Raw genomic sequence first — 23,570 nt, 5'->3', positions numbered from 1 at the left:
CAACAAAAGCCCTCTTTTTACCTTATTGGTAATACCCATAAAAAACCCGCCTATAGAGGCGGGTTTTAACAAATATGGGCTACTTAGATAGCGATAACATTAGCAGCAGATGGGCCTTTGGCACCGTTCGTGATTTCAAATTCTACACGCTGGCCTTCAGCAAGAGTTTTGAAACCATTGCTAGCGATGGCTGAGAAATGAACGAAAACGTCCTTGCTGCCATCTTCTGGGGTAATGAAGCCGAAACCTTTGGACTCATTGAACCACTTAACGCTACCTTTAATCTTAGACATCAAACTTACCTTTACGTGAATGTTGGACACAAATAGTGTGTCAACTACAGTACAGCAATAGAACCGTTTTTTGTCCACAGCCGAGATCACAAAAAGAAGAGAAAAAGTGAAAAACGCCGTTTTTTGGCTCTGTTTCTAGCACAGAAAACCACATTTTTTTGCTTTTGTAGTTCACCATTATGGCGCTGATAAACGCCTCAGCGAACTGACAGGCTGTATCTGAACGCTATTCACCTGTATTATACTTAGCCATTGGATACGCTAATATGAGACGCATGATGAACGGTAGAATAACAACTTTTTTTGAAGATAAAGGCTTTGGTTTTATCACCGATGAGAACGGAGATAACCGTTATTTTCACGTTATTAAAGTTGCTAATCCCGAGATGATCAAAAAAGGGGCCGAGGTTACCTTTGAGCCAACAACCAATACCAAAGGGTTGTCGGCATTTGCGGTAAAAGTAGCAATCGAGAGTAAATACATATTCATTGCTAACGAGAGAATCAAACTCACCAGCATCAAGTCATTCAATACTTTTACTAAAGAAGTCCCTGCACAGGCCGAGGTAGACAAGGCTAATACTATACTTTCAGTAAATTTACTGATGAACAAAATCCGGCCGCAGGAAGAAGATATTTCAGAAAAAACCGTGCCATTGAAAATGTTATCAATTACGACATTCCAGAATGTAACTTATACGTTTTCTGAACATGAGGTTGATATCGAGAGTACGGTTGCTAAATTGAAGAGTATTTAATACTGATTCTATTTTTCTTGAAACTAGGGGATATCAGCACCCTCAAGCAGCCCCAAATGCCTTTGGGGCTGTCCGGTCTACCCGGAAAGTTAGATGCTGGCATCCCTGCCCGCTAACGCAAGAACATCCCTTTGATATCCTCTGGTGTTGACGCTAGAAATAATAAAAATCAGATTATTTTCATTAACTACTTGAACATAAACATTTTAATCAACTCAACGTCAGTACGAGCACCTAGCTTCTTCATAGCAGAACGTTTTTGTCCGCTAACTGTCTTCTCACTTTTCTTCAAAATTCTGGCGATATCGCCGCCTGAAAAACCTTCATTAAATAGTTTCAACACAATATTTTCATTTGGCGTCAAATATTGCCGCTCTGATGATGCCAGCCCCAACACCTTGGTAACTTTACGTTCGACCAGATTCTCTTTAAGTCCGCGCAGTTTTCGTTTAAATACAGAGGTAATCTTGTTGATTACTGTATCAACCGAATCTTCTCTGAAGATCATGGTTACATTGCTGAACCTAGGAATACCTTGTAAAAAGCTATTCAGTCTGGCATCACAAATCAAAAAAACATCGGCTTCAGAAGGAGCCTTATCCAAACGTTTCAGCGCTTCGAAAAAGCTGAATTCATCAACACCAATAAAAATCACATCTGCTGAATAAAATGCTTTTCGATAGAATTTAATCTCTTTTTTAAAACCTAACGATGCAAATATTTTTTTTACGACAGTTACCATACCCAGTGTTTGATATTTATCGTTATCGACTATCATACAGCTTATCATATTGGCCACACCCGTTAGCGCTTCAGCACCCCATGAATGGTTAACTCATATCTGTTTGCAATGAAATAAATATCATTATAAATCAAATAGATAACAAAATATACTTTCCTACTTGTTAGTAGAACATAGGGGAAAGGAGAGCGATATAGGATGTCAACACCGGAGGGTGTAGGAAACGTCTGTTTCTCTGTGGAATATTTCCTTATTTTTTATTTTTGTTTCAGTTTGCCAAACGTGACAGCATTCAGATTGTATGCAAAAATGTAAAAATATTAGTAGTCTGAATAGGAAGGTTCTGATGCAAACCATACACCCTATGAAGCTGCATCTCTCATTTAACCTTATTTTAAGTCAAACTACTTTATGAGAAACGTCGGTTTACATGCCCTAAAAACGTTAAGCTGCTTTTCTGCCGTTACTTTCTACTCTGCAAGTAAAACCTGTACTGACCAGTGTTTTTTAGGCGGCGAAGTAATGAGTGTTCTATACTTTTTATCGATTATTGCTACCCCATTATTTTTCATGATCATCGGTTATATCGACTCTAATGATGAGATAGATCAAAAGGATATCCTCAGTAAATTAAAATCTATAATAACGATTATTATCTTTTGGAACGTCCTTTTCTATTTTATCAATGAGGATGGCTTCAAACGAGGGTATTTCCTACAAAGTTGGCTTTTGTTCAGCATTGCCATTATTTATCTGCTTAACCCGATAATCTCGAAGGTTTTGAAAAGCAACAGAACGGCCATCATAACCCTTTCGTGTCTGGTTATTTTCTCGATTACGATCGATCTGATCAGCGCCTTCACTGAAAGGCCATATTTAATTGATTTCCCACAATATTTTAGATTATGGACTTGGGTTTTCTATTATATAACCGGTAGGTTCCTCTGCTCAAAGATGTGCCAGAAAATAACCAAGTTACCGAGAGTGCGTCTCATCGCTAAAGTGCTGCTGCTGCCAACAGCAATCTCAATGTATTTTTACGAAAGTTTTATGTCGATACATGTATATAAAACAGTGAATGCAGGTTATTTCCTTGATAACTTACACGTTTTAATACTAAGTTTATGTTTATTTGTCATATTTGATAACTTTGACACTAAACACCAATGGATAAAGAAAACATTGGCCTATATCAGCCCCTCAATGATCGGGGTGTATATACTGCATGATGGAATTTTCTATTTCATTGCCAGTGCATATAACTTATCCGACGTCACGCTGAGATTTACGTTACTACTGTCAGTGTTTGCTGCTTCTGTATTATTGTCGCGTATCCTATTACTCAATAAGTACACATCCCGCTTTATCTCATTTTAATTGCTATCGGCTGGCCGACCAAACGTGATAATAGGCCAGCCAGAGCTTTTGATTATGCCTGGTTGTATCTCGTATTGAGGTCGTTAAGAAGGCAGCAGTGGGGTTGACCGGCTACTGGATTTGAATCACGGTTAGCGTATTGCCAAATACCGCACCGGTATCGATATAAAGCTGATTTTTAAATAGTGAGGGTTTCACCAGCGGTGTATGACCGAAGATAAATTTATCTGCCCCTACAATTTCGTGGTTTTCCCCTTTCATCGATGCGTTAAGACGCTTACGGTTCCAGAGCACTAATTGCTCACTAACAGCTTTGCCGTAGACATATTCATCTGAAGGATAATCAGCATGAGCAACAACATATTTCGCCTGGTCAGTGTTAACCTCAATAATTAAAGGTAATTGTTCTGCCCGCCTAATGAGTTGTTCTACCAGATGTTTATTACTTACATCTAGTAAAAAAACCATCGCCCACCATTTGCTATCCAAGTGTCAACCTCTCCACCCGCTAACACATCAATTGCCATCTGTTCATGATTACCACGCACCGCATGAAACCAGCGGCTATTAAGCAGTTCGTAACATTCAATATTCTGCAAACCCCGATCAGCCAAGTCTCCGACAGAGACCAGTAAATCAGTCGAACGCTCAAACTGAACACGTTCCAAGGCATCCATCAGTTTTTTATAGCAGCCATGAATATCTCCAACCACGAAGATACGTTGGTATTCGCTGCCGTCTATTTTATGGTACATACCAGGCTCCACAGTCAGTGTATGGCCTGTATTAACCTTAGCTTACTTGAATGTTTTTTGAGCAGTAAATATCTCTATTTTCTGTGGTTCAAGCCGTTACCGCCAACAGGCTGGCACTTATTTCAGTGATTACCAATGAAAGTCTTGAGGAAATGGCGTTGGTTGTAAGAAGTGAGGTAACTGCTCTTTTTAAAGCATCAAGTGTGATCCTCGCCACCAAGCGTAATCACCGATTTGCTTGGTGAGAATGGCATATCATGATCGAATAAGCCGCCCTTAGGCGGCTTATTTAGCATTGAGGCACTGTTACAAAGGCCGGTATATGCCCCTGTAATGCGCTAATCTTTCGTGGAAATAGTCTCGTTCGTCCAACGAAAGGCTGGCCTCAACTTCATCAACATCAATGTTCTTCTTTTGGCTTTCCATAAAAGCAACCGTGGATGCCACAAAGTCCAGGCTGGTATGGCAATATTCAGAAACCAGTTTCTCTAGTGCTGACATTTCACACCCCCTACTTCGCTACCACACAAATATAATTAACACAAATCATCACGCCAATACCGTGAGAAAGATCACTAAAAATGACATGCGCATGTTTACTTCAATTGAAACTATCTATCACTATTTTGGCGGCACAGGTAATACCATACTTAAATAGCATCGCTGGGGTGACAGCGATGCCATCCACAGATCAATTTTTCGCAGGGATCATTTCTCATATTGAACTGCACATCAGTGTCTTTTAAGCTATTTTCCGTTATCTTGTTGGATTAACCTCAAAACAAAAACAGACCACAGAATCGGAGCAGGAATGAGAAAGACAACCATGATTATGATAGCCATTGCACTGGCGGTATTCGCTTATACCTACTTTACCGGGGCGTAGCCATCATCCAACAATGAAACAATTGCCAGAGAGCGGTCTCTACATAACATTTTCTGGCACCGCGCGTTATTTATCTCTATTGAATCGAGGTTACATAAGTAAAAAATGCTAAAAGTTATTGCCCAAGATTTTATAAAACCGGAACACATTATCGATGTTATGCCGCTGTATAAACAATTAGTGGCCAGTACAAAGCGTGAACCACTTTGTATATCCTATGACTTATGTATCAACCATAAAGACCCTGGCCATTTTATTTTTGTTGAGGAATGGCCAGATCAAGCCGCTTTAGACATACATTGTGCCACTGCGCATTTCAGAGAATTGGTTCCACAAATCAACCGATACCAAAGAAGCGAGGGCACCTTCATCTTAATGCACTCTTTTGAATAACCCTTACGGGCGGCGAGTTACACTACGAGTTGCTCCTCCTCATGATATTGATTTTGCCACATAGCGGCGTAACGCCCATTGGTCAGTAATAGTGCGTCGTGGCGGCCTCGCTCTACAATTGCGCCGGCATCCAATACAATAATTTCATCCGCATCAATGATTGTTGATAGGCGATGGGCAATCACCAACGTAGTATGGTCGCGACTAACTTCTCGCAGATGAGCCTGAATTTCGCGCTCAGTTTGCGTATCTAACGCACTGGTCGCTTCATCGAATACCAATATTGCGGGGTTTTTGAGAATAGTGCGCGCAATGGCTACCCGCTGTTTTTCGCCACCGGAAAGCTTCAACCCCCGTTCCCCTACCCGCGTATCATACCCATCTGGCAGGCTAGTAATAAATTTATGGATATGTGCCAGTTTTGCCGCGCGTTCTATCTCTGCAAAAGTTGCAGACGTTCTGCCATAAGCGATGTTATAACGCAATGTGTCATTAAACAGCACGGTATCCTGCGGTACAATGCCAATCGCTTCGCGCAAACTTGACTGGGTAACCGCCCGAATATCCTGATTATCAATATAAATCGCGCCGCCCGTCACATCATAAAAACGGAACAATAAACGTGAAAGCGTTGATTTCCCCGCACCGGAGGCCCCCACTACAGCGACTGTTTTACCTGCAGGGATGCTGAAACTCACGTTATCCAGAATAGGTCTGCGAGGGTCATAACCAAAGCTGACCGACTCAAAACGGACTTCACCTTGTGTCAGTTTCAAAGGTAATGCATCTGGTCTATCAGTCACTTCTTTCTTAACCATCAGCAGATCGAGCATATTTTCCATATCAATCAGGGCTTGTCTGATCTCAGAATAGATAAACCCAAAGAAATTAAGTGGTTGATATAACTGAAGCAGATAGGCATTAACTAATACGAAATCACCGATAGTCATGTTGCCCTGCGTGATACCTTGCGCCGCCATCGCCATCATGACGACCAATCCAATTGAGATTATTGCAGTCTGCCCAAGGCTCAATGCAGTAAAACTGAATTGATTTTTGATTGCCGCATGTTCATAGAGTTGCCGTGAGGTGTTGAAACGCTGCGCTTCAAACGCTTCATTACCAAAATATTTCACTGTTTCATAATTGAGCAAGCTGTCGATAGACTTAGTGTTAGCATCGGCATTGGCTTTATTTAGCTCACGCCTGAAGCGGGTTCGCCAACTGACGGCCATAACCGTAAACAAGATATAGCACCCAACCGTCACCAAAATCGCGATAGCAAACCAGCCATCTAATAGATGCCACATGATCAACGAAACCAGTGTTATTTCAAACAAAATTGGGAAGATAGAGAACAGCAAGCGCGAAAGTACAGTAGCAACGGCTTGAGTTCCTCGCTCAATTGACAGTGACAAACCACCGGTTTGTCGGTCCAGATGAAAGCGCAAACTTAGTTCATGCAATTGTTTAAATACACGTAAGCCGAGTAACCGAGTCGCATTCTGGCTAACATGTACAAACATCACGTTCCGCAGTTCCTCAAATAAGGAGGCGCTAATTCTGGCGATGCCGTATGCAATAATGAAACCAATTGGAATAGCCAGCATCTTGGCGTTCTCACTGCTTAATGTATCAACCATTGCCTTATAGGCCAGTGGGACCAGAGTGGTACTGACCTTGGAAACCACCATAAATATCACCGCAGCGACCAAATAATAGCGAAGCTTAGGGTTATATTTAGGCCACAGATAAGGCAGCAGGAACTTTAGTAAGCGTGAACGATCCATATTTATCTATTTGTCATCTCAGGTGAAATAGTTGTATTTATTTTTTTATATTCTGCCACGTATAAGTGGAATGGCCTAATGAGGCTATCAATATCTTGTCGCCGTAAAATTTAGCGACCTATGCTGAGTTGTCCTGCCCCTAGGATGATAGGGAATCAATGGGGGGACTCACTTCACTTGCCCCTCTTTTTTTGATTAACAGACGAGTCTTATAAATCATAAATATTTGTGCACTATAATTAATGCAAATTTACTTAATTTGAGGTTATCTGATGGTGTGGCTGGAACAAGGGCTGTATCTAAGAGTCAGTGAAATGGACAATGGGCCAAGGCCACTACCACTTCAGAGCGGCTTTAATGAAACATCTGCCTATCGAGCATTAGGTCTATTCAATCCATCAGAAACCTCAGATGCTTACTATATATTGTCTAATGACCGCGATGAGATATGGTTTATCTGTAATCGCCATTTACGAACAGTGGCGTTATCCCCACATCCTGAAGATTTTAGAAGACCACTTTCCTCATTCATTGATATGCCTGCGTAAGTACCCTGTTGAGCAACGGTAAAGCAGATGAAACTCATCAATAGTTAGCGAGTTGTACAACCGCGCGCCTCTTGTTTCTGTGCAGTGATAAATTATGCTCATTATAACAAAGGGTCCATCGCCCTTATTCATTCATTTTTTTTGAACAAGATGAACAATTCTCTTTAGTATTCAAATTCTGTGATCGGAGTAACATTATTCCTATCGAAAGCAACCCACTTTCACATACACAAATAGAAGAGAATTTATTATGAAAACTACCATCGCAGCAATCGCACTTATCGCAGCAATCCTGGCACCAACTGTTTCAATGGCAAATATCGGCGACAGTGATAGCTATAAAGGGACCTACTCTATCAGCCAGGGCCAGAATACTACCACCACTGATCAGACAGCCAAAAACTAAGACAAAATAATAGCATAAAGTCCCACTTAGATTAAGTGGGGCTATTTATTAATGCCTTTACATTTAGTCCCTGTAGTATTAAACATCCCCTCAGCCATCCATAATTTATTTTATTATCGTTAAATTATTTCTTATCTTATTCCCCTTCAAATCAAATTAACTTTATAAAAAATCGCCAATAAAAGATCGGTTATAGCCATAAAAATGCCCCGGCTTGATTAATCGTTTGGTTTGTATACAAGGTGGGAAAATCACTGCGGCCTCCGAATCTCATCATGATATTCGCATTCGGAAGCCACTCTTGATTGCATTTTTATTCGTCGAAGAACCAGTAACCCTGATTAATCAATTCGGTTAACTCAGCCATGAAAGCTGGGTTATTTAGTGCCTCACCTAGCTCTTTCTTGCCAATCATGGTGTAACGACACAGTGCGTCAGCAGCTTTAGCATCGGTCGTTTCCAGCCGTTCACTGTTGATAAAGAAACTGTCGCCAACTTGCAGAACACGTAAGCCACTCAGGCGCGTCAAGATCTGACCATCCATCAAAGCACCCACAATTTCATCCTGCTCGTAGGGTGGTTGCGCGGCAGAAATATCCAACTCATGGCGCGGCGTGGTAGCAAAGCGGCCGAACCACTGCTTAAAATCTTCCGGCTGATTAATCATATCAACCATCATCTGGCGCAAGCGATCAAGCTCGTGTTCCTCAACCCGCCCCGGATGTTCCCGGCAGGTTAAATCAGGATCACTGTAGTGCTCACCGCCGAGATCTTTCTCCAGCGCATAGTCAGCAAAACTACTGATCAGATCCCTGCCATTCGGCCCGCGAAATCCGACAGAGTAATTGAGCGCCGTCTCATGGGTGAAACCGTCGTGCGGAAAGCCCGGCGGGATATATAAAATGTCACCCGGTTCGAGGTCTTCATCAATGATTGGTGTGAAAGGCTCAACGTGGAGCAGCGCCGGATGTGGGCAAAACTGCTTCAATGGTAATTTGTCACCCACGCGCCAGCGGCGGCTGCCCATCCCCTGAATGATAAAGACGTCGTATTGGTCGATATGCGGTCCAACACCCCCACCCGGTACGGAAAAAGAGATCATCAGATCGTCTAAACGCCAGTCCGGCAGCACGCGAAATGGGCGCACCAGTTCGGCAGACGGAGCATGCCAGTGATTAACAGCCTGAGCCAACAACGACCATCCGGTCTCACCCAGATTATCAAAATGCTCAAACGGCCCATTACTGGCCTGCCACTGACCATTACTATGGCTGACTAGGCGGCTATCTACCTCCGCTTCCATCGCCAAACCCGCCAGTTCGTCTGGCGTAATAGGATCAATGAAGTTAGGGAAGGCATTTTTTAATATAACAGGTTGTTTTTGCCAGTATTTCTCTAAAAATTCGGGCCAATTAAGATTAAGTTGATAAGCCATGCTTTAACACCAGTGAGAAGACAAACGGCCCTGATTATAAAGTGGCTGCCCCATAGGCCGCCTTGTCATTGGTCAAGGCTATGTCGAGCGCATCAGCAAATAAGTCTATCCCCCCTCGCAAGATGGGGGGATAACGAACCCTTTCTACATATCGACAGGAATAGTGGTCGGTCTTATTACAATGCGTTAAATCGTGTTTCCACCTCGGTTATGGCGTCTACCCGTGTTTGATGTCGCCCCCCTTCAAATTCTGCATCAAGCCAGGCATCCACAATCATCTTAGCCAGTTCCAACCCTACGACCCTAGAGCCAAAAGCCAGTACATTAGTATTATTATGTTGTCGGGAAAGCTGTGCCGAATAAGGTTCGCTGCACACTACCGCGCGGATACCGGGATGTTTATTTGCCGTAATCGAGATGCCTACGCCCGTACCACAAATCAAGACGCCACCATCAACTTCCCCAGCCGTCACCGCCTCAGCAACTTCATTGGCATAACGTGGATAATCCGTACGTTCTGTAGACCACCAACCTTTGTCAATCACCTTGATGCCACGCGTTTGTAAGTGAGCAACAATATCCGCTTTCAGAATAAATCCAACATGATCGCAACCCAGAGCAATACTTTTCATTGAATAACCTCTCATTCGTCAGTAAGCCAAACTTCACAAATTTCATTTTTATGTGAGCTAAAACGATACTTTTAGTTAAAAACCCCGACAATGGCCGCGGCAATGTGTCCATTTTACGCACAATAATCATCGAATTTAAATAACTTGTGTAGTAACCATAAAGAACATCCCGTTAAATAACCTCTACGCAATACACACAACCAATTGATTTTAATTATAATAAATTGATTTATAATATTTAATCCCGCCAATGAGAAACTACACAAACCATAGTTACTTTATAAATTATCAAATTCTGTGAAGTTGATTGCATATTTCGTCAACACATTGTGGTGATATAGTGACGTCTTCAATTTTTGGACATGGGACCGAGATGAGTCAGTCAGAGTTTGATCAAGGTATTCCTAACGGGATCGGTATCGCCCCCTACCTACGAATGAAGCAGGAGGGGATGACGGAAAATGAAAGCCGTATTGTTGAATGGTTTCTTACACCTGGGAACTTGAGTGCCGCACCGGCGATTAAGGATGTTGCCGAGACCCTCATGGTGTCGGAAGCAATGATTGTTAAAGTTTCAAAACTGCTGGGTTTTAGTGGCTTTCGCAATCTGCGCAGTACGTTGATTGATTACTTCTCGCAGTCTGAACAGGTGTTACCGGCTGAGTTATCGTTTGATGAAGCGCCAGAGGATGTGGTTAATAAGGTATTTAACATCACCCTGCGCACGATTATGGAAGGGCAATCGATCGTTAACGTCGATGAAATCCACCGTGCTGCACGCTTTTTCTATGGTGCCAGACAGCGTGATTTATACGGCGTGGGTGGCTCGAATTCGATTTGTGCCGATATCGCGCATAAACTACTGCGTATAGGCGTGCGTTGCCAGGCTTACCAAGACGCACACATTATGATGATGTCCGCTGCATTACTGAAAGAAGGTGATGTGGTGCTGGTAGTGTCCCATTCCGGGCGCACCAGTGATTTAAAAGCCGCTGTAGAATTGGCAAAGAAGAATGGAGCGAAGATTATATGTATTACTCATAGCTATCACTCCCCTATTGCCAAACTGGCTGATTTTATTATTTGTTCGCCAGCACCAGAGACCCCTTTATTAGGGCGAAACGCCTCAGCGCGTATATTACAACTCACATTATTAGATGCATTTTTTGTTTCTGTAGCACAACAAGATATTGAACGAGCCACGATTAATCTGGAAAAAACCGGCGCTATTGTCGACTTTTTCCGGCGAGATAAATAATAGTAATAAAAAACCGGCATGTCTCTATTTTAAGACATGCCGGAACTCTCTCCCTACAATGAGAAATGAGCCATGAATAAACTTCTAAAACTCTTTAGTGGTGCAGCCATAGGTATGATGTTATCCACCAGTGCGTTCGCTGCCGCAGAGTATGCGGTTATTTTAAAAACGCTCTCTAATCCTTTTTGGGTGGATATGAAAAAAGGAATTGAAGAGGAGGCAAAAGTATTAGGTGTCAGTGTAGATATATTTGCGTCCCCCTCTGAAGGTGACTTTCAGTCTCAACTGCAATTATTCGAAGATCTGAGTAATAAGAATTACAAAGGTATAGCCTTTGCGCTACTGTCTTCAGTTAACCTGGTTATGCCTGTGGCTCGTGTCTGGCAAAAAGGAATTTATCTGGTCAATCTCGACGAGAAAATTGATATGGATAATCTGAAAAAAGCTAAAGGCAATGTCGAGGCCTTTGTCACGACCGACAATAATGCGGTAGGTGCCAAAGGAGCGGCTTTTATTATTGATAAATTAGGCACTACCGGTGGTGAAGTCGCTATTATCGAAGGTAAAGCGGGTAACGCTTCTGGTGAAGCACGCCGTGCGGGAGCAACCGAAGCATTTAAGCAAGCCAGCCAAATCAAATTAGTTGCCAGCCAGCCTGCTGATTGGGATCGTATTAAAGCGCTAGATGTCGCCACCAATGTTTTGCAGCGCAACCCCAATCTGAAAGCTATCTATTGTGCCAATGACACCATGGCGATGGGGGCAGCACAGGCAGTCGCCAATGCAGGTAAAGTTGGCAAGATTCTGGTTGTCGGCACCGACGGAATACCCGAAGCACGTAAGATGGTAGATGCCGGGCAAATGACCGCCACGGTTGCACAAAACCCAGCGAATATCGGTGCTACCGGGTTGAAGCTGCTGGTGGAAGCGGTTCAACGGGGGAAAGTGATCCCATTGGATAAACAGCCGCAGTTTACGCTAGTGGATTCTGTACTGGTCACCAAATAGCATTATAGCCGTACCCACCCGGCTAATATCCGATTAAAGAGCAGAGCCACTCACTCGGTTTTCCTCTTACGGGTTAGGTCGGGTAAGGGTAGATTTCGGTAGGAATAAAAAACTAAGGTGATTATATGGTCACGCCTTATATCTCTATGGCGGGGATCGGCAAATCCTTTGGGCCGGTTCATGCCTTAAAGTCCGTTGATTTAACTGTTTTTACACATGAAATTCATGCGTTATTAGGTGAGAATGGCGCAGGTAAATCAACGTTAATGAAAGTATTGTCAGGTATTCACTCTCCAACGAGTGGCTCAATAACTATTAATGATATTAATTACGACAAACTGGACCATAAACAGGCAGCGCAATTAGGTATCGGAATCATTTATCAGGAACTTAGTGTTATTGATGAATTGACAGTATTAGAAAATCTTTATATTGGCCGTCACCTGACGAAAAAAGTCTGCGGTATAAACATTGTAGACTGGAGAAAAATGCGTATCCAGGCAGCAATAATGTTATTGCGCGTGGGTTTAAAAGTCAGCCTTGATGAAAAAGTGGCTAATTTATCTATCAGTCATAAACAGATGTTGGAAATTGCTAAAACATTAATGCTCGATGCTAAAGTTATTATTATGGATGAGCCAACCTCATCACTAACTAATAAAGAGGTAGATTATCTCTTCTTAATTATGAATCAGTTGCGCAAGGAGGGCACAGCCATTGTTTATATCTCTCATAAACTGAATGAGATCCGCCGTATTTGCGATCGCTATACAGTAATGAAAGATGGTAGCAGTGTGTGTAGCGGCATGATTCAGGATGTCACTAACGACGATATTGTGCGCTTGATGGTCGGGCGCGAATTACAAAACCGCTTTATTGCCTTCAAAGAAAATACCGGCAACGTAGTACGCGACACGGTGTTTGAGGTGAAAAACCTGACCAGTCGCGATAAGAAAAAAGTCCGCGATATTTCATTTGCTGTCAACCGGGGCGAGATCTTCGGGTTTGCCGGTTTGGTGGGTTCTGGCCGCACCGAATTAATGAATTGCCTGTTTGGTGTCGACAAAACCAGCCATGGCGAAGTCTGGCTGAATGGCAAAAATATCACCCCCCGCTCCCCGCTGGATGCACTGAAAAAAGGCATGGGCTATATCACTGAAAGCCGGCGTGAAAACGGTTTTTTCGGCAATTTCTCTATCGCTGAAAACATGGCTATCAGCCATAGCTTAAAAGAAGGGGGTTACAAAGGTGCAATGGGGTTGGTTAAGCCACAGCTTGAGCAGGAAATTGCCGAAGAACAACGAAGCCTACTGGCACTAAAGTGCCATTCGGTGTCGCAAAACATCACAGAACTGTCTGGCGGGAATCAGCAAAAAGTATTGATTTCTAAATGGTTATGCTGTCATCCCGACGTGATTATTTTTGATGAACCCACCCGAGGCATTGATGTGGGTGCTAAAGCCGAGATCTATAAAGTGATGCGCACCCTTGCGGATGAGGGGAAAGTCATTCTGATGGTCTCCTCTGAGCTTCCCGAAATTATTACCGTTTGCGACCGTATTGCGGTGTTTTGTGAAGGACGATTGACGCAAATCCTGACCAACCGCGATGACATCAGCGAAGAGGAGATTATGGCATGGGCATTACCACAAGAGTGAAATCGGATACGGCTGGGAAAAAGCCGTTTAACTTCGCCGCTTTTTGGGATAAATACGGCACTTTTTTCATTCTGGCGATCATTGTGGCTATCTTTGGCTCTATTTCGTCGGAGTATTTCCTTACTACCAATAACATCACGCAAATATTCGTCCAAAGCTCGGTCACCGTATTAATTGGGATGGGGGAGTTCTTTGCCATTTTAGTGGCGGGGATAGACTTGTCTGTTGGTGCGATTCTGGCGCTGTCTGGCATGGTTACCGCAAAATTGATGCTGGCTGGGGTCGATCCAATATTCGCAGCACTGATTGGTGGTGTGCTGGTAGGTGGCGCGCTGGGGGCCATCAATGGCTGTCTGGTCAACTGGACCGGCCTGCACCCTTTCATCATCACTCTTGGCACCAATGCCATTTTTCGCGGTATCACCTTGGTGATTTCTGATGCCAACTCGGTGTATGGCTTCTCGTTTGAGTTTGTAAATTTCTTTGCTGCCAGTGTGTTAGGCATTCCGGTACCGGTGTTATTCGCCCTGTTTATCGCCATAGTGCTTTGGTTTCTGACCACCCGTACACGCCTTGGTCGCAATATCTACGCCTTGGGCGGCAATAAAAACTCAGCTTTCTATTCCGGCATCGATGTGAAATTTCACATGCTAGTCGTGTTTATCATCTCGGGTATTTGTGCCGGTCTTGCTGGCGTGGTTTCGACAGCCCGCCTTGGCGCGGCTGAACCGCTGGCCGGGATGGGGTTTGAAACCTATGCCATCGCCAGTGCCATTATTGGTGGTACCAGCTTCTTTGGGGGCAAGGGGCGCATCTTTTCTGTGGTTATTGGTGGCCTGATTATAGGCACCATCAATAACGGTCTAAATATTCTCCAAGTACAAACCTATTACCAACTGGTGGTGATGGGCGGCCTGATTATTGCCGCTGTCGCCCTCGACCGACTTATCAGTAAGTAAGGACTCGATAATGAAGATATCTCCCTCCCTGATGTGTATGGATTTGCTGAAATTTAAAGAGCAAATTGAATTTATTGACCAAAATGCGGACTATTTTCACATCGACATTATGGATGGCCATTTTGTGCCTAACCTGACACTGTCCCCCTTTTTCGTCAGCCAAGTGAAACGTATCGCCAACAAACCACTGGACTGCCACTTAATGGTGACGCGCCCACAGGATTACATTGCTCCTTTGGCAAAAGCGGGCGCAGACTTTATCACGCTGCACCCAGAAACCCTCAACGGGCAAGCATTTCGCTTGATCGAGGAGATCCGCAGTTTAGGGATGAAAGTCGGCCTGATCCTCAATCCAGAAACACCGGTCGATAGCATGAAATATTACATTCATAAAGCAGATAAAATAACCGTCATGACGGTGGACCCTGGCTTTGCCGGACAGCCATTTATCCCTGAAATGTTAGATAAAATTGTTGAACTGAAAGCCTGGCGTGAAAAAAACCAGCTTAATTATGAAATTGAAATTGATGGTTCTTGTAATCAGGCAACTTACCAACGTCTGATTGAGGCTGGGGCCGATGTGCTAATTGTTGGCTCTTCTGGGCTGTTCAATCATGCCTCTGATATCGATAAAGCCTGGGCGCTGATGTCGCAACAAATCATTCATGCCAAGAGTGAGGTGTTACAGCATGCCTAAATATGACGTGGTGATCGGGGTCGATATGGGGGCGACCCATATCCGCTTTTGTTTACTCAAGCGCGATGGTGTGATGCTTCATTGTGAGATGTTACGTACCGCTGATGTCATTGCCTCGGGGTTAGTTGCTGGATTAAGCGCCCGACTGCATCAATATCTTGAACGTTATAATGCATGCTACCAAGGGCTGGTCATGGGGTTCCCGGCACTGGTAGAGAACGACAAAAAGAGCATTATTTCCACGCCAAATTTACCGTTAACCTCGACTGACCTGGCGGGGCTGGCCGATAAGCTGAGTGCGGCGCTACACTGCCCGGTTCAATTCGAGCGTGATGTTAATATGCAACTCTCCTATGACGTACATGAACATCAACTTGAGCGGCAATTGGTGCTCGGTGCTTATCTTGGTACCGGCATGGGGTTTGCTATCTGGATGAATGGCGCCCCCTGGACTGGAGCACGCGGCGTAGCAGGTGAATTGGGGCATATCCCCATGGGAGATGATGAAAAGCAGTGTGGATGCGGCAATTACGGCTGTTTGGAAACCACCTGCTCCGGCTTAGCATTACGCCGATGGTATGACAGCACGCCGCGCGAGTTTGAGCTAAGTGAACTGTTTCTCTATGCCACCGGGCAGCCGTTTATTGTGCAGTTTATGCAACGAACGGCGAAAGCCATTGCCACCAGCATTAATCTGTTTGATCCCCATGCGATAGTGCTCGGCGGCGGGGTGATGGATATGCCGGGTTTCCCACTAGAAGCATTGATCCGGCAAATACGAACTTATTTGCGCCGCCCGCTTTCCCATGACGTAGTGCGCTTCGTGCAAGCTTCATCGTCAGCATTTAACGGTGCCAGCGGCGCTGCGACAATAGCCAGTAAACAGTGGTTTATTTGACTGAACCCACGTGTTCTTAAACGATGTCCTCTGCACCAGATATCGGCATATTGAGTCGCATGCTGATTATCTGCCCCGCAGCAGACCGGATTTCAAGTCGCCAGTGTTACCCTCCCTGACTCAGGGCTGCCCACCGCCCATACCGGTTTTAAACAATATTCTCCGTTGCCGACCGGTATAATTTTAACATGCTGGTCTGACTTATTTTAATATCTTAGCTGCCTGTGCAAGGTAGTCGCTCTTCGACAGTCATATTATCAATATATTCTTTAGCTAATTATTTGCTGAAATTAATATTCTATTTTTCGCATATTTAAAGACGAAATTATTCTGTAGAACTGCCATTTCAAATAATCATCCTCATGATATAGTCAAATCCTATTATTTCACCAATAAGATTCACAATAAGTGTAATTAACCACTCTTTTCATGTTGTTTTTACAAAAACTATATATTAGATAATTTTATATAACGGGGAAGTACTATCTTATGCGCAAAATAACTTATTTAATAACAACATTAGCTATCACACTGAGCACCTTTGCATTGTCAGCTAATGCTGCGCCGAAAGGCAAAGACGCTCCGGTGACGATTTTAGTTTCAGCATTAACATACAGTTTTCCTCATTTTGTTTTTCTACAAGAGCAACTTGAAGATGAAGCTAAAAAATTAGGTAATATAAAAATCATTCGCTCTGATGGCCAATTAAGCGCACCTAAACAAATTGCCGATATTGAAGCAGCAATTGTTCAAGGGGTTGATGGCATTATTATTGCCCCAGCCGATGCAACCGCTCTGGCTCCCGTATTACGTAATGCGATTAAAGAAGGTATTTCCGTGGTCACTATTGACCGCCCGGTAAATGGGGTACCCGAAGTTATTGCCAATGTAGCCGCAGATAATTTGATTGGTGCACAGAGCCAAGGGGAAGCCGTAGCAAAATTATTCCCTCAAGGAGCCACTATTATTAACTTACAGGGCATTCCGGGCGACAAAACAGCAAACGATCGTAATAAGGGTGTGCATGACACGTTGGATAAGCAGCCTGAACTTTACAAATTTGTTGCCGAGCAAACCGCACGCTTTAACCGTGACCAGGGCTTATCTGTTACAGAAAATCTGTTAACTGGCCTGGCTGAGACCCCAACAGTTATTGTTGCAGCTAATGATGACAGCGCATTAGGGGCCGCCCAAGCGGTTGAAGCGCGAGGCTTAAAAGGCAAGATTGCTATCTTTGGTTACGATGGTTCAACTGATGCATTGAAAGCGGTACGAGACGGTGTACTCACCGCGACAATCGATCAGTACCCAGGGAAACAAGGCCGAGAGGCAGTAAAAATTCTGACCGATTACATCCGTACAGGTGCTCGCCCGGCAACAGCAGATGTCTTGGTTAGCCCTGTCGCAATTACCAGCAAAAATCTTAATGATGCAGAACGAATCGGGCTCGTAAAATAATGTCGTCCACTATGTTATCACTCTCATCGCCACCCGATTCTCCGGAAATCAATCGGGAAATAGATGAATATATTAGTGTCAGGAATCTGACCAAATTATTTTTTGGTCAGACGGTGCTTGATAACGTCTCTTTTTCTTTGCAGGTGGGGGAAATAAGAGCGTTATTAGGCGAAAATGGGGCCGGTAAATCAACACTAATTAATATATTAAGTGGCGTGCACCAACCTGATGGCGGCACTATTATTTTGCAAGGTCATACGGCCTCATTTAATAAACCACTTGATGCCTGGAAGGCGGGTATTACAACTATTCATCAGGAATTTAGCCTGTTCCCTGATTTAACGGTGGCCGAAACTATTTTCACCGGACATTTACCGGTGAATCGATTTGGTTTTGTCCGTTGGAACACCATAGTGAAAGATGCGCACCACGTATTGGCATTACTTGGCGTGACTATCAATCCCTTACGCAAGATTGCTGAATTAAGCATTGCTGAACAGCAGTTAGTTGAAATTGCACGGGCGCTAACCTCCAAACCCCGATTAATTATTATGGATGAGCCAACCGCTGCATTAAGTCCAACGGAAGTGGATAAATTACAACAGGTGGTACGTACCATTGCTAAAAGCGGAGTGGCTGTTATTTACGTCAGTCACCGCCTTGAAGAAATTAAAGCCTTATGCCAAACCTACAGCGTGTTAAGAGATGGTCTACTGGTCGGAGAAGGAGACGTCAAAGATATCTCTATTGAGAGTCTGGTCCGTTTGATGGTAGGGCGCGATTTAGCACAGTTCGACCGCAATGCGAGCCATATTACAGGTAGCAATATTCTGGAAGTCGAAAACCTGTCGAGTGCAGCGACGGGAGCTGAACGTGTCACCGTACGTAATGTCAGCTTTACGGTCAGGGCGGGTGAAATTGTCGGTTTTGCCGGGCTGGTAGGGGCCGGAAGAACTGAGATTGCCCGGCTGTTATTTGGCGCAGACCCAATAGGAAGCGGGACATTACGTATTAAGGGCAAAGCCTACCACCCGGCCTCCCCCCGTGATGCAATTGCTGCCGGTATTGGTCTGGTGCCGGAAGACCGTAAGCAGCAAGCCTTGTTTATGTCGCTCACGGTGGAAGAGAATTTCGCGATTATCTACTCCCCTTTACGCACGAACCGCCACGTCATTGATCGTCAACGTGAACGGATTTCCTTTCTTGATTTTAAAAAACAGCTAAACCTGCGCGCCGTCAGTTTAGGGGCCAATATTGCCACCTTATCAGGGGGCAATCAGCAAAAGGTAGTACTGGCACGTTGGATGGCTCAGCACCCAGCGTTGCTGATTGTCGATGAGCCGACGCGCGGCGTCGATATTGCCGCAAAAGCGGATGTCCACCGGTTGCTACGTGATATGACGGCAAAGGGTGTCGCTATCATTCTGATTTCCTCGGATTTACCTGAAGTCCTTGCCGTCAGTGACCGTATTCTCACTCTGCGCGCCGGTCAATTGACCGGGGAGTTGTCGGCACAGGAAGCGAATGAAGAAAACGTTATGCAATTAATGACGCGCCCTATTGCGCAAGTGTGAATTAATTTATTGGATTAGAGATATGACTATGAGCTCGACAATCCTGATTAAAAATCAAAACAGCAATAAGAAAAAAGCTCTTCTGGCGCGTTATGCCCCACTTATTTTTCTTGTGTTGCTGATGGCGCTATTTACGTTATTGGCTCCGCGTTTTCTCTCATCAATCAATCTTTTTAATATTGTCAGGCAAGTTTCTATCTACGGCATTATCGCGGTGGGAATGACATTTATTATTCTGACCCGTGGCATTGATTTATCCGTCGGGGCGATTGCCGCTTTATCGGGAATGGTCGCCGCGGTAGTCGCCAAAGGCGGTATTGAAGGCCAGTTTATGCTGTTCTCTGATGGGCGGGAAATTGCCTGGCAATGGGCAGCATTGGCCGCAATTATCACCGGCGGACTAGCGGGCGCATTACAAGGATTGATTATTGCCCGCCTGACTGTACCCGCCTTTGTCGTGACCTTGGGCGGGCTGACCGTATTTCGCGGGCTAACGCTGATGATAAGTAATGGCAGCCCGGTCAGTGGGGTTGATGAAGCCTTTGGTTGGTGGGGGCGTGGCATGGTTGGCCCGGTTCCGGTGCCAGTCATCGTCTTTGCGCTGGTCGCGATTATTGCCTCACTCACGTTGCACTTTACCCGCTATGGCCGATCCATTTATGCCATTGGATCGAATCCTGAAGCGGCACGTTTATGTGGCCTGAATGTGAAAGGCGTGGTGACCAGTGTTTATGCGCTAACCGGATTATTCGCCGGGCTAGGCGGCTTTTTACTCACCGCACGCCTGAATTCGGCAGAAGCCGTGGCGGGTAACCAGTATGAATTGTATGTGATAGCGGCGGTAGTTATTGGTGGCACCAGTTTGTATGGCGGAACCGGCAGTATTTGGGGAACGGTAATTGGCACACTGCTGATTGGTGTGTTGTTAAACGGACTGGTCATTCTAAATATATCCCCATACATACAGCAGTTGCTGATCGGCATCATTATTGTTGCAGCCGTGACATTTGATATTTTCATCAAGAGGCAAAAAAGATGAGCAGAGCTATCTTCCTTACCGGCACCTCTGTCATCGAGGCGGCCAAACAAACTCTGTCAGCAACCTCTTTATCCGCTGAATTTGACAATGGATCTTTACGTTGGATTCGCTGGCATGGCGTAGAAATTTTACGGGCGGTGACCTTCTTGGTTCGCACTCCGGGATGGGGAACGCCAGAACCGCAGATTAGTGGGTTGGATATTCATCAGAGTGATGATGCCTTTGAAGTGAACTATCAGGCACATTACGTTAATGGCAGCGAACAACTCAGGGTCAATATCCACTTTGCAGGCCGTAGCGATGGAACATTGTCAGCAAGCGCCCGTATTGCTGCCGACACCTCTTTTGAAACCAATCGTACCGGTTTTGTTGTACTGTATCCCTTGGTCGGGTTTGCCGGTACCACCGTTCATGTCGAACATGCGACGGGAGAAAGTACCGATTTAACCATCCCTGATGCCATCAGCCCTGGGCAACCTATATTCAATATTCGGGCAATTACCCATCGGCCGATTGAGAATATCTCCGTTGTCACTCGATTTGATGGTGATATTTTTGAAGCCGAAGACCATCGCAATTGGTCGGATGCCTCTTTTAAGATATACAACCGCCCGATTGGTTTGCCTTACCCCTATCGCTTGCTACCAGAGCAGGTGTTGCATCAATCAGTCATCATTCATATCAGCGACAACACCAACCGATCACCAGATAAACCGGTCATTGATGCGGCACCCATTGCCCGCGTGGATGTTGGCGCGCTAACCCAACAATCCATGCCAGCCATTGGCTTGGGGCTGTCTGCTGATGAGAGTGCACAGGCTATCGCTTATACATCACAACTGGCCAATATTGGCCCGGTACATTTTTTGCTGCGCTATGACCCCTCCTCGTCACACAATATTGAACATCTCGCCGCCGCAAGCCAACTGGCTTCCCGCACAACGTTTCCGGTAGCGGTTGAATTACTGTTAACCGCCAGCCATGACCCGGCACCGGAGATAGCACAGGCAGCAAAACTGTTGCAAGATGTTGGCATCTCGCCGGTATCAGTGGCTATTTTCGCCAAAACGGATGAACGCTCATTCCAGCCCGGTGAGGTTCGCCCACCATCCCCCACTGATACCACTATCTATGCTGAAGCTAAAAACGCCTTCCCTGGTATTCCGGTAGGGGGCGGAAGCCCTGCATTCTTTACTGAATTCAACCGCAAGCGCCCTTCTCTTGGTGCATTTGATTTTATTACACATGCGACAACACCCACCGTTCATGCGGCGGATGATGCCTCAGTAATAGAAACCTTGCAGTCATTACCACACATCATTCGCTCCGCTCGGCACATCGCTGGCAATGTGCCATATCGCATTGGCCCTATTGGGATTGGCGCGCGGTTAAACCCATATGGCGAGGGTCCGGTCGTTAATCCGAATTCTGCCCGCGTGGGGCTGGCCGCGAATGATCCTCGCCAGCGCGGCCTATTTGCTGCGGCGTGGCATGTTGGCTACGCCGCCGTAATCGCAAAATATGGCATTGATAGCTTGGTTCTGGCGGCACCGACCGGGCCGTTTGGCGTGATTTCAACTAAACAGCGCTATGCCCGCCAGTGGTGGGATGAACAGAGTGAAGGTAGCGTGTATCCGTTATTTCATGTGGTGGCTGATTTGGCTTCCGCCAGTGGTAAACCGCGCCTTGAGGTGACATCAAGCAATGAAAAACTGGCCGTTATTGGCTGGCAGGAAAACCGTGAAAACATCTTGTTGATTGCCAATCTTGCCAGTGAACCGGTGAATGTCACGGTGGCAGATGTGGATCTTGTAAAGGTTCGTATCCTGGATGTTGCTCACAGTGAGCAGGCCGCACTATCACCACAGCTATTCCGCCAAGCAAGTGAGGCACGGGATATTGGTCAGGGCATCAGTCTGGATGCCTATGCGGTCGCAAGAATCAGTTATCAGAGACCATTAAATAAATGACTTCAAAACTGAAAGGGGCCGTTATTGGCTGTGGCTTTTTTGCCCAAAATCATCTGGCCGGTTGGAAAGATATTGAAGATGTCGACATTGTCGCGGTATGTGATCTGGATATTGAGAAAGCCAAAGCAGCGGCAGAGAAATTCGGCATCGCGCATTATACCGACGATGCTAATGCGCTGTTGGCGGCACAAACATTAGATTTTGTCGATCTTCCCACCACGATGGAAACTCATGAAGCCTTGGTTCGCACTGCGGTGTCACACCATATCGCGGTGATTGTGCAAAAACCGTTTGCGCCCGACCTTGCGGGATGCCGACGGATGGTTGCCATGGCACAAGCCGCGAATGTGCCGCTGATGGTCCATGAAGACTTTCGCTTTCAGAATGTATTCAGGGCCGCCAAAAAAATTATCGACCGTGGTGAATTGGGCCAATTAACCTTTGGCCGGCTCTCCTGGCGAACCGCCATTGATGTCTATTCGAACCAACCTTATCTGATAAAAGTTAAACGTTTCATGATCATGGACGTCGGGATCCACTTATTGGATCTGGCGAGATTCCTATTTGGCGAGGTTCAGGGGGTGTTTTGCCGCACGCAGCAAATCAAGGTGGGTATTGCCGGTGAAGATGCTGCCACCCTCTTGCTCTCACATGAGAATGGCGCAACGACAGTGCTCGATTTCAGCTATGCCTCACAACGCTATCCAGACCCCTTCCCACAAACATTGGTCGAGATTGAAGGTACCGCAGGCACCTTGTTAATTGGCGCCGATCAGGTGCTAACCCTCCATACCCAGGGTGAGTCCCGGCAAGAAAAGATCGAACATGACGCGCGTTCATGGACGAGTGAGCCATGGAAACAGATTCAGGACAGCGTGGTGCATACGCAACGCCATTTTATTGAGTGTTTGCGCCAGAATCGCGAACCGGAGACGTCGGGGCGGGACAGTTTATTAACCTATGGTTTGCTTGAGGCGGCCTATTTGTCAGCGGCCACTGCGCAGCAAGTTCTGCCCGAGAGAGATTAAGTATCACG

Annotated in this window: 22 protein-coding genes and 2 pseudogenes; 17 read left to right on the top strand and 7 right to left on the bottom strand. The window is 45.3% G+C overall.

The genetic code is table 11. The annotated features are described in order from the left end of the window. Positions 1–83 precede the first annotated feature (83 nt). Positions 84–293, bottom strand: a complete 210-nt coding sequence (gene cspE, locus ACWJJO_RS06430; protein ID WP_002210315.1) for a transcription antiterminator/RNA stability regulator CspE — start codon at positions 291–293, stop codon at positions 84–86. Between the two features lie 278 nt (positions 294–571). On the opposite strand from cspE, the gene ACWJJO_RS06425 reads away from it, so the two are divergent. Next, on the top strand, positions 572–1,051 hold the full coding sequence (locus tag ACWJJO_RS06425; RefSeq protein ID WP_083159694.1) for a cold-shock protein: 480 nt from the start codon (positions 572–574) through the stop codon (positions 1,049–1,051). Between the two features lie 187 nt (positions 1,052–1,238). Here ACWJJO_RS06425 and ACWJJO_RS06420 read toward each other — a convergent pair whose 3' ends face one another. Beyond that, complete coding sequence (locus ACWJJO_RS06420; RefSeq protein ID WP_102970450.1) at positions 1,239–1,829, bottom strand: helix-turn-helix transcriptional regulator; 591 nt, start codon at positions 1,827–1,829, stop codon at positions 1,239–1,241. A gap of 375 nt (positions 1,830–2,204) precedes the next feature. Here ACWJJO_RS06420 and ACWJJO_RS06415 point away from each other — a divergent pair, with 375 nt between their 5' ends. Continuing rightward, complete coding sequence (locus tag ACWJJO_RS06415; protein WP_083159698.1) at positions 2,205–3,170, top strand: acyltransferase; 966 nt, start codon at positions 2,205–2,207, stop codon at positions 3,168–3,170. A 111-nt stretch (positions 3,171–3,281) separates the two neighbouring features. On the opposite strand, the pseudogene ACWJJO_RS06410 reads toward ACWJJO_RS06415, so the two are convergent. Then, positions 3,282–3,925 (bottom strand): annotated as a pseudogene (locus tag ACWJJO_RS06410) (metallophosphoesterase). A gap of 80 nt (positions 3,926–4,005) precedes the next feature. On the opposite strand from ACWJJO_RS06410, the pseudogene ACWJJO_RS06405 reads away from it, so the two are divergent. Then, positions 4,006–4,170, top strand: a pseudogene (locus tag ACWJJO_RS06405) (TOBE domain-containing protein); the annotation flags it as partial. A gap of 61 nt (positions 4,171–4,231) precedes the next feature. Here ACWJJO_RS06405 and ACWJJO_RS06400 read toward each other — a convergent pair. Beyond that, the gene (locus ACWJJO_RS06400; protein ID WP_083159702.1) at positions 4,232–4,426 is read right to left on the bottom strand and encodes a glycogen synthase; all 195 of its coding nucleotides are present in this window, start codon (positions 4,424–4,426) and stop codon (positions 4,232–4,234) included. 490 nt (positions 4,427–4,916) lie between these two features. Here ACWJJO_RS06400 and ACWJJO_RS06395 point away from each other — a divergent pair, with 490 nt between their 5' ends. Further along, complete coding sequence (locus tag ACWJJO_RS06395; RefSeq protein WP_083159704.1) at positions 4,917–5,204, top strand: putative quinol monooxygenase; 288 nt, start codon at positions 4,917–4,919, stop codon at positions 5,202–5,204. Between the two features lie 17 nt (positions 5,205–5,221). Here the strand turns inward: ACWJJO_RS06395 and ACWJJO_RS06390 are convergent, their stop codons facing one another. After that, positions 5,222–6,994 carry an ABCB family ABC transporter ATP-binding protein/permease gene (locus ACWJJO_RS06390; protein WP_481090800.1) on the bottom strand — a complete coding sequence of 591 codons (1,773 nt, stop codon included), beginning with the start codon at positions 6,992–6,994 and terminating at the stop codon, positions 5,222–5,224. Between the two features lie 272 nt (positions 6,995–7,266). Here ACWJJO_RS06390 and ACWJJO_RS06385 point away from each other — a divergent pair, with 272 nt between their 5' ends. Both ACWJJO_RS06385 and ACWJJO_RS06380 read left to right on the top strand, forming a co-directional pair. Next, positions 7,267–7,542 (top strand): hypothetical protein, encoded by a 276-nt coding sequence (locus tag ACWJJO_RS06385; RefSeq protein ID WP_083159708.1) that lies wholly within the window; start codon positions 7,267–7,269, stop codon positions 7,540–7,542. 250 nt (positions 7,543–7,792) lie between these two features. Beyond that, the gene (locus tag ACWJJO_RS06380) at positions 7,793–7,948 is read left to right on the top strand and encodes a hypothetical protein (RefSeq protein ID WP_193784700.1); all 156 of its coding nucleotides are present in this window, start codon (positions 7,793–7,795) and stop codon (positions 7,946–7,948) included. 313 nt (positions 7,949–8,261) lie between these two features. Here ACWJJO_RS06380 and ACWJJO_RS06375 read toward each other — a convergent pair whose 3' ends face one another. Together ACWJJO_RS06375 and rpiB are read right to left on the bottom strand one after the other, a co-directional pair. Continuing rightward, positions 8,262–9,383 (bottom strand): ribosomal protein uL16 3-hydroxylase, encoded by a 1,122-nt coding sequence (locus tag ACWJJO_RS06375; protein WP_083159711.1) that lies wholly within the window; start codon positions 9,381–9,383, stop codon positions 8,262–8,264. Positions 9,384–9,559: 176 nt separating this feature from the next. Beyond that, entirely contained in the window at positions 9,560–10,015 is a 456-nt protein-coding gene (rpiB, locus tag ACWJJO_RS06370; protein ID WP_050286045.1) for a bifunctional allose-6-phosphate isomerase/ribose-5-phosphate isomerase RpiB, read from the bottom strand. A 373-nt stretch (positions 10,016–10,388) separates the two neighbouring features. Here rpiB and ACWJJO_RS06365 point away from each other — a divergent pair, with 373 nt between their 5' ends. From ACWJJO_RS06365 to ACWJJO_RS06315, 11 genes are all read left to right on the top strand, one after another. Continuing rightward, a complete protein-coding gene (locus ACWJJO_RS06365) occupies positions 10,389–11,273 on the top strand; it encodes a MurR/RpiR family transcriptional regulator (protein WP_083159713.1) in 885 nt (294 codons plus the stop codon). 72 nt (positions 11,274–11,345) lie between these two features. Further along, positions 11,346–12,281 carry a D-allose transporter substrate-binding protein gene (gene alsB, locus ACWJJO_RS06360; protein ID WP_481090799.1) on the top strand — a complete coding sequence of 312 codons (936 nt, stop codon included), beginning with the start codon at positions 11,346–11,348 and terminating at the stop codon, positions 12,279–12,281. 125 nt (positions 12,282–12,406) lie between these two features. Next, positions 12,407–13,939 carry a D-allose ABC transporter ATP-binding protein AlsA gene (gene alsA, locus ACWJJO_RS06355; protein WP_372568852.1) on the top strand — a complete coding sequence of 511 codons (1,533 nt, stop codon included), beginning with the start codon at positions 12,407–12,409 and terminating at the stop codon, positions 13,937–13,939. Then, positions 13,918–14,898 (top strand): D-allose ABC transporter permease, encoded by a 981-nt coding sequence (alsC, locus tag ACWJJO_RS06350; RefSeq protein ID WP_049605299.1) that lies wholly within the window; start codon positions 13,918–13,920, stop codon positions 14,896–14,898. The genes alsA and alsC overlap by 22 nt, the downstream gene beginning before the upstream one ends. Before the next feature lie 10 nt (positions 14,899–14,908). Then, positions 14,909–15,595: a D-allulose 6-phosphate 3-epimerase gene (gene alsE / locus ACWJJO_RS06345; RefSeq protein WP_083159717.1), complete on the top strand. Its 687-nt coding sequence runs from the start codon at positions 14,909–14,911 to the stop codon at positions 15,593–15,595. Further along, positions 15,588–16,493, top strand: a complete 906-nt coding sequence (gene alsK / locus ACWJJO_RS06340; RefSeq protein ID WP_481090798.1) for an allose kinase — start codon at positions 15,588–15,590, stop codon at positions 16,491–16,493. The genes alsE and alsK overlap by 8 nt, the downstream gene beginning before the upstream one ends. A 489-nt stretch (positions 16,494–16,982) precedes the next feature. Continuing rightward, positions 16,983–17,951, top strand: a complete 969-nt coding sequence (locus ACWJJO_RS06335) for a substrate-binding domain-containing protein (RefSeq protein ID WP_481090797.1) — start codon at positions 16,983–16,985, stop codon at positions 17,949–17,951. Next, complete coding sequence (locus tag ACWJJO_RS06330; RefSeq protein WP_481090796.1) at positions 17,951–19,525, top strand: sugar ABC transporter ATP-binding protein; 1,575 nt, start codon at positions 17,951–17,953, stop codon at positions 19,523–19,525. The genes ACWJJO_RS06335 and ACWJJO_RS06330 overlap by 1 nt, the downstream gene beginning before the upstream one ends. A 28-nt stretch (positions 19,526–19,553) precedes the next feature. After that, a complete protein-coding gene (locus tag ACWJJO_RS06325; RefSeq protein ID WP_083163817.1) occupies positions 19,554–20,564 on the top strand; it encodes an ABC transporter permease in 1,011 nt (336 codons plus the stop codon). Continuing rightward, positions 20,561–22,534, top strand: coding sequence for a D-apionate lactonase family protein (locus ACWJJO_RS06320; protein ID WP_420073594.1), 1,974 nt, complete (start codon positions 20,561–20,563; stop codon positions 22,532–22,534). The genes ACWJJO_RS06325 and ACWJJO_RS06320 overlap by 4 nt, the downstream gene beginning before the upstream one ends. After that, the gene (locus tag ACWJJO_RS06315) at positions 22,531–23,562 is read left to right on the top strand and encodes a Gfo/Idh/MocA family protein (protein ID WP_083159725.1); all 1,032 of its coding nucleotides are present in this window, start codon (positions 22,531–22,533) and stop codon (positions 23,560–23,562) included. The genes ACWJJO_RS06320 and ACWJJO_RS06315 overlap by 4 nt, the downstream gene beginning before the upstream one ends. Positions 23,563–23,570 lie beyond the last annotated feature (8 nt).

The sequence above is a fragment of the Yersinia antarctica genome, assembly GCF_056636475.1.
Note: the sequence above shows the minus strand (reverse complement) of the source record. Positions and strands in the feature narration are given on the sequence as shown.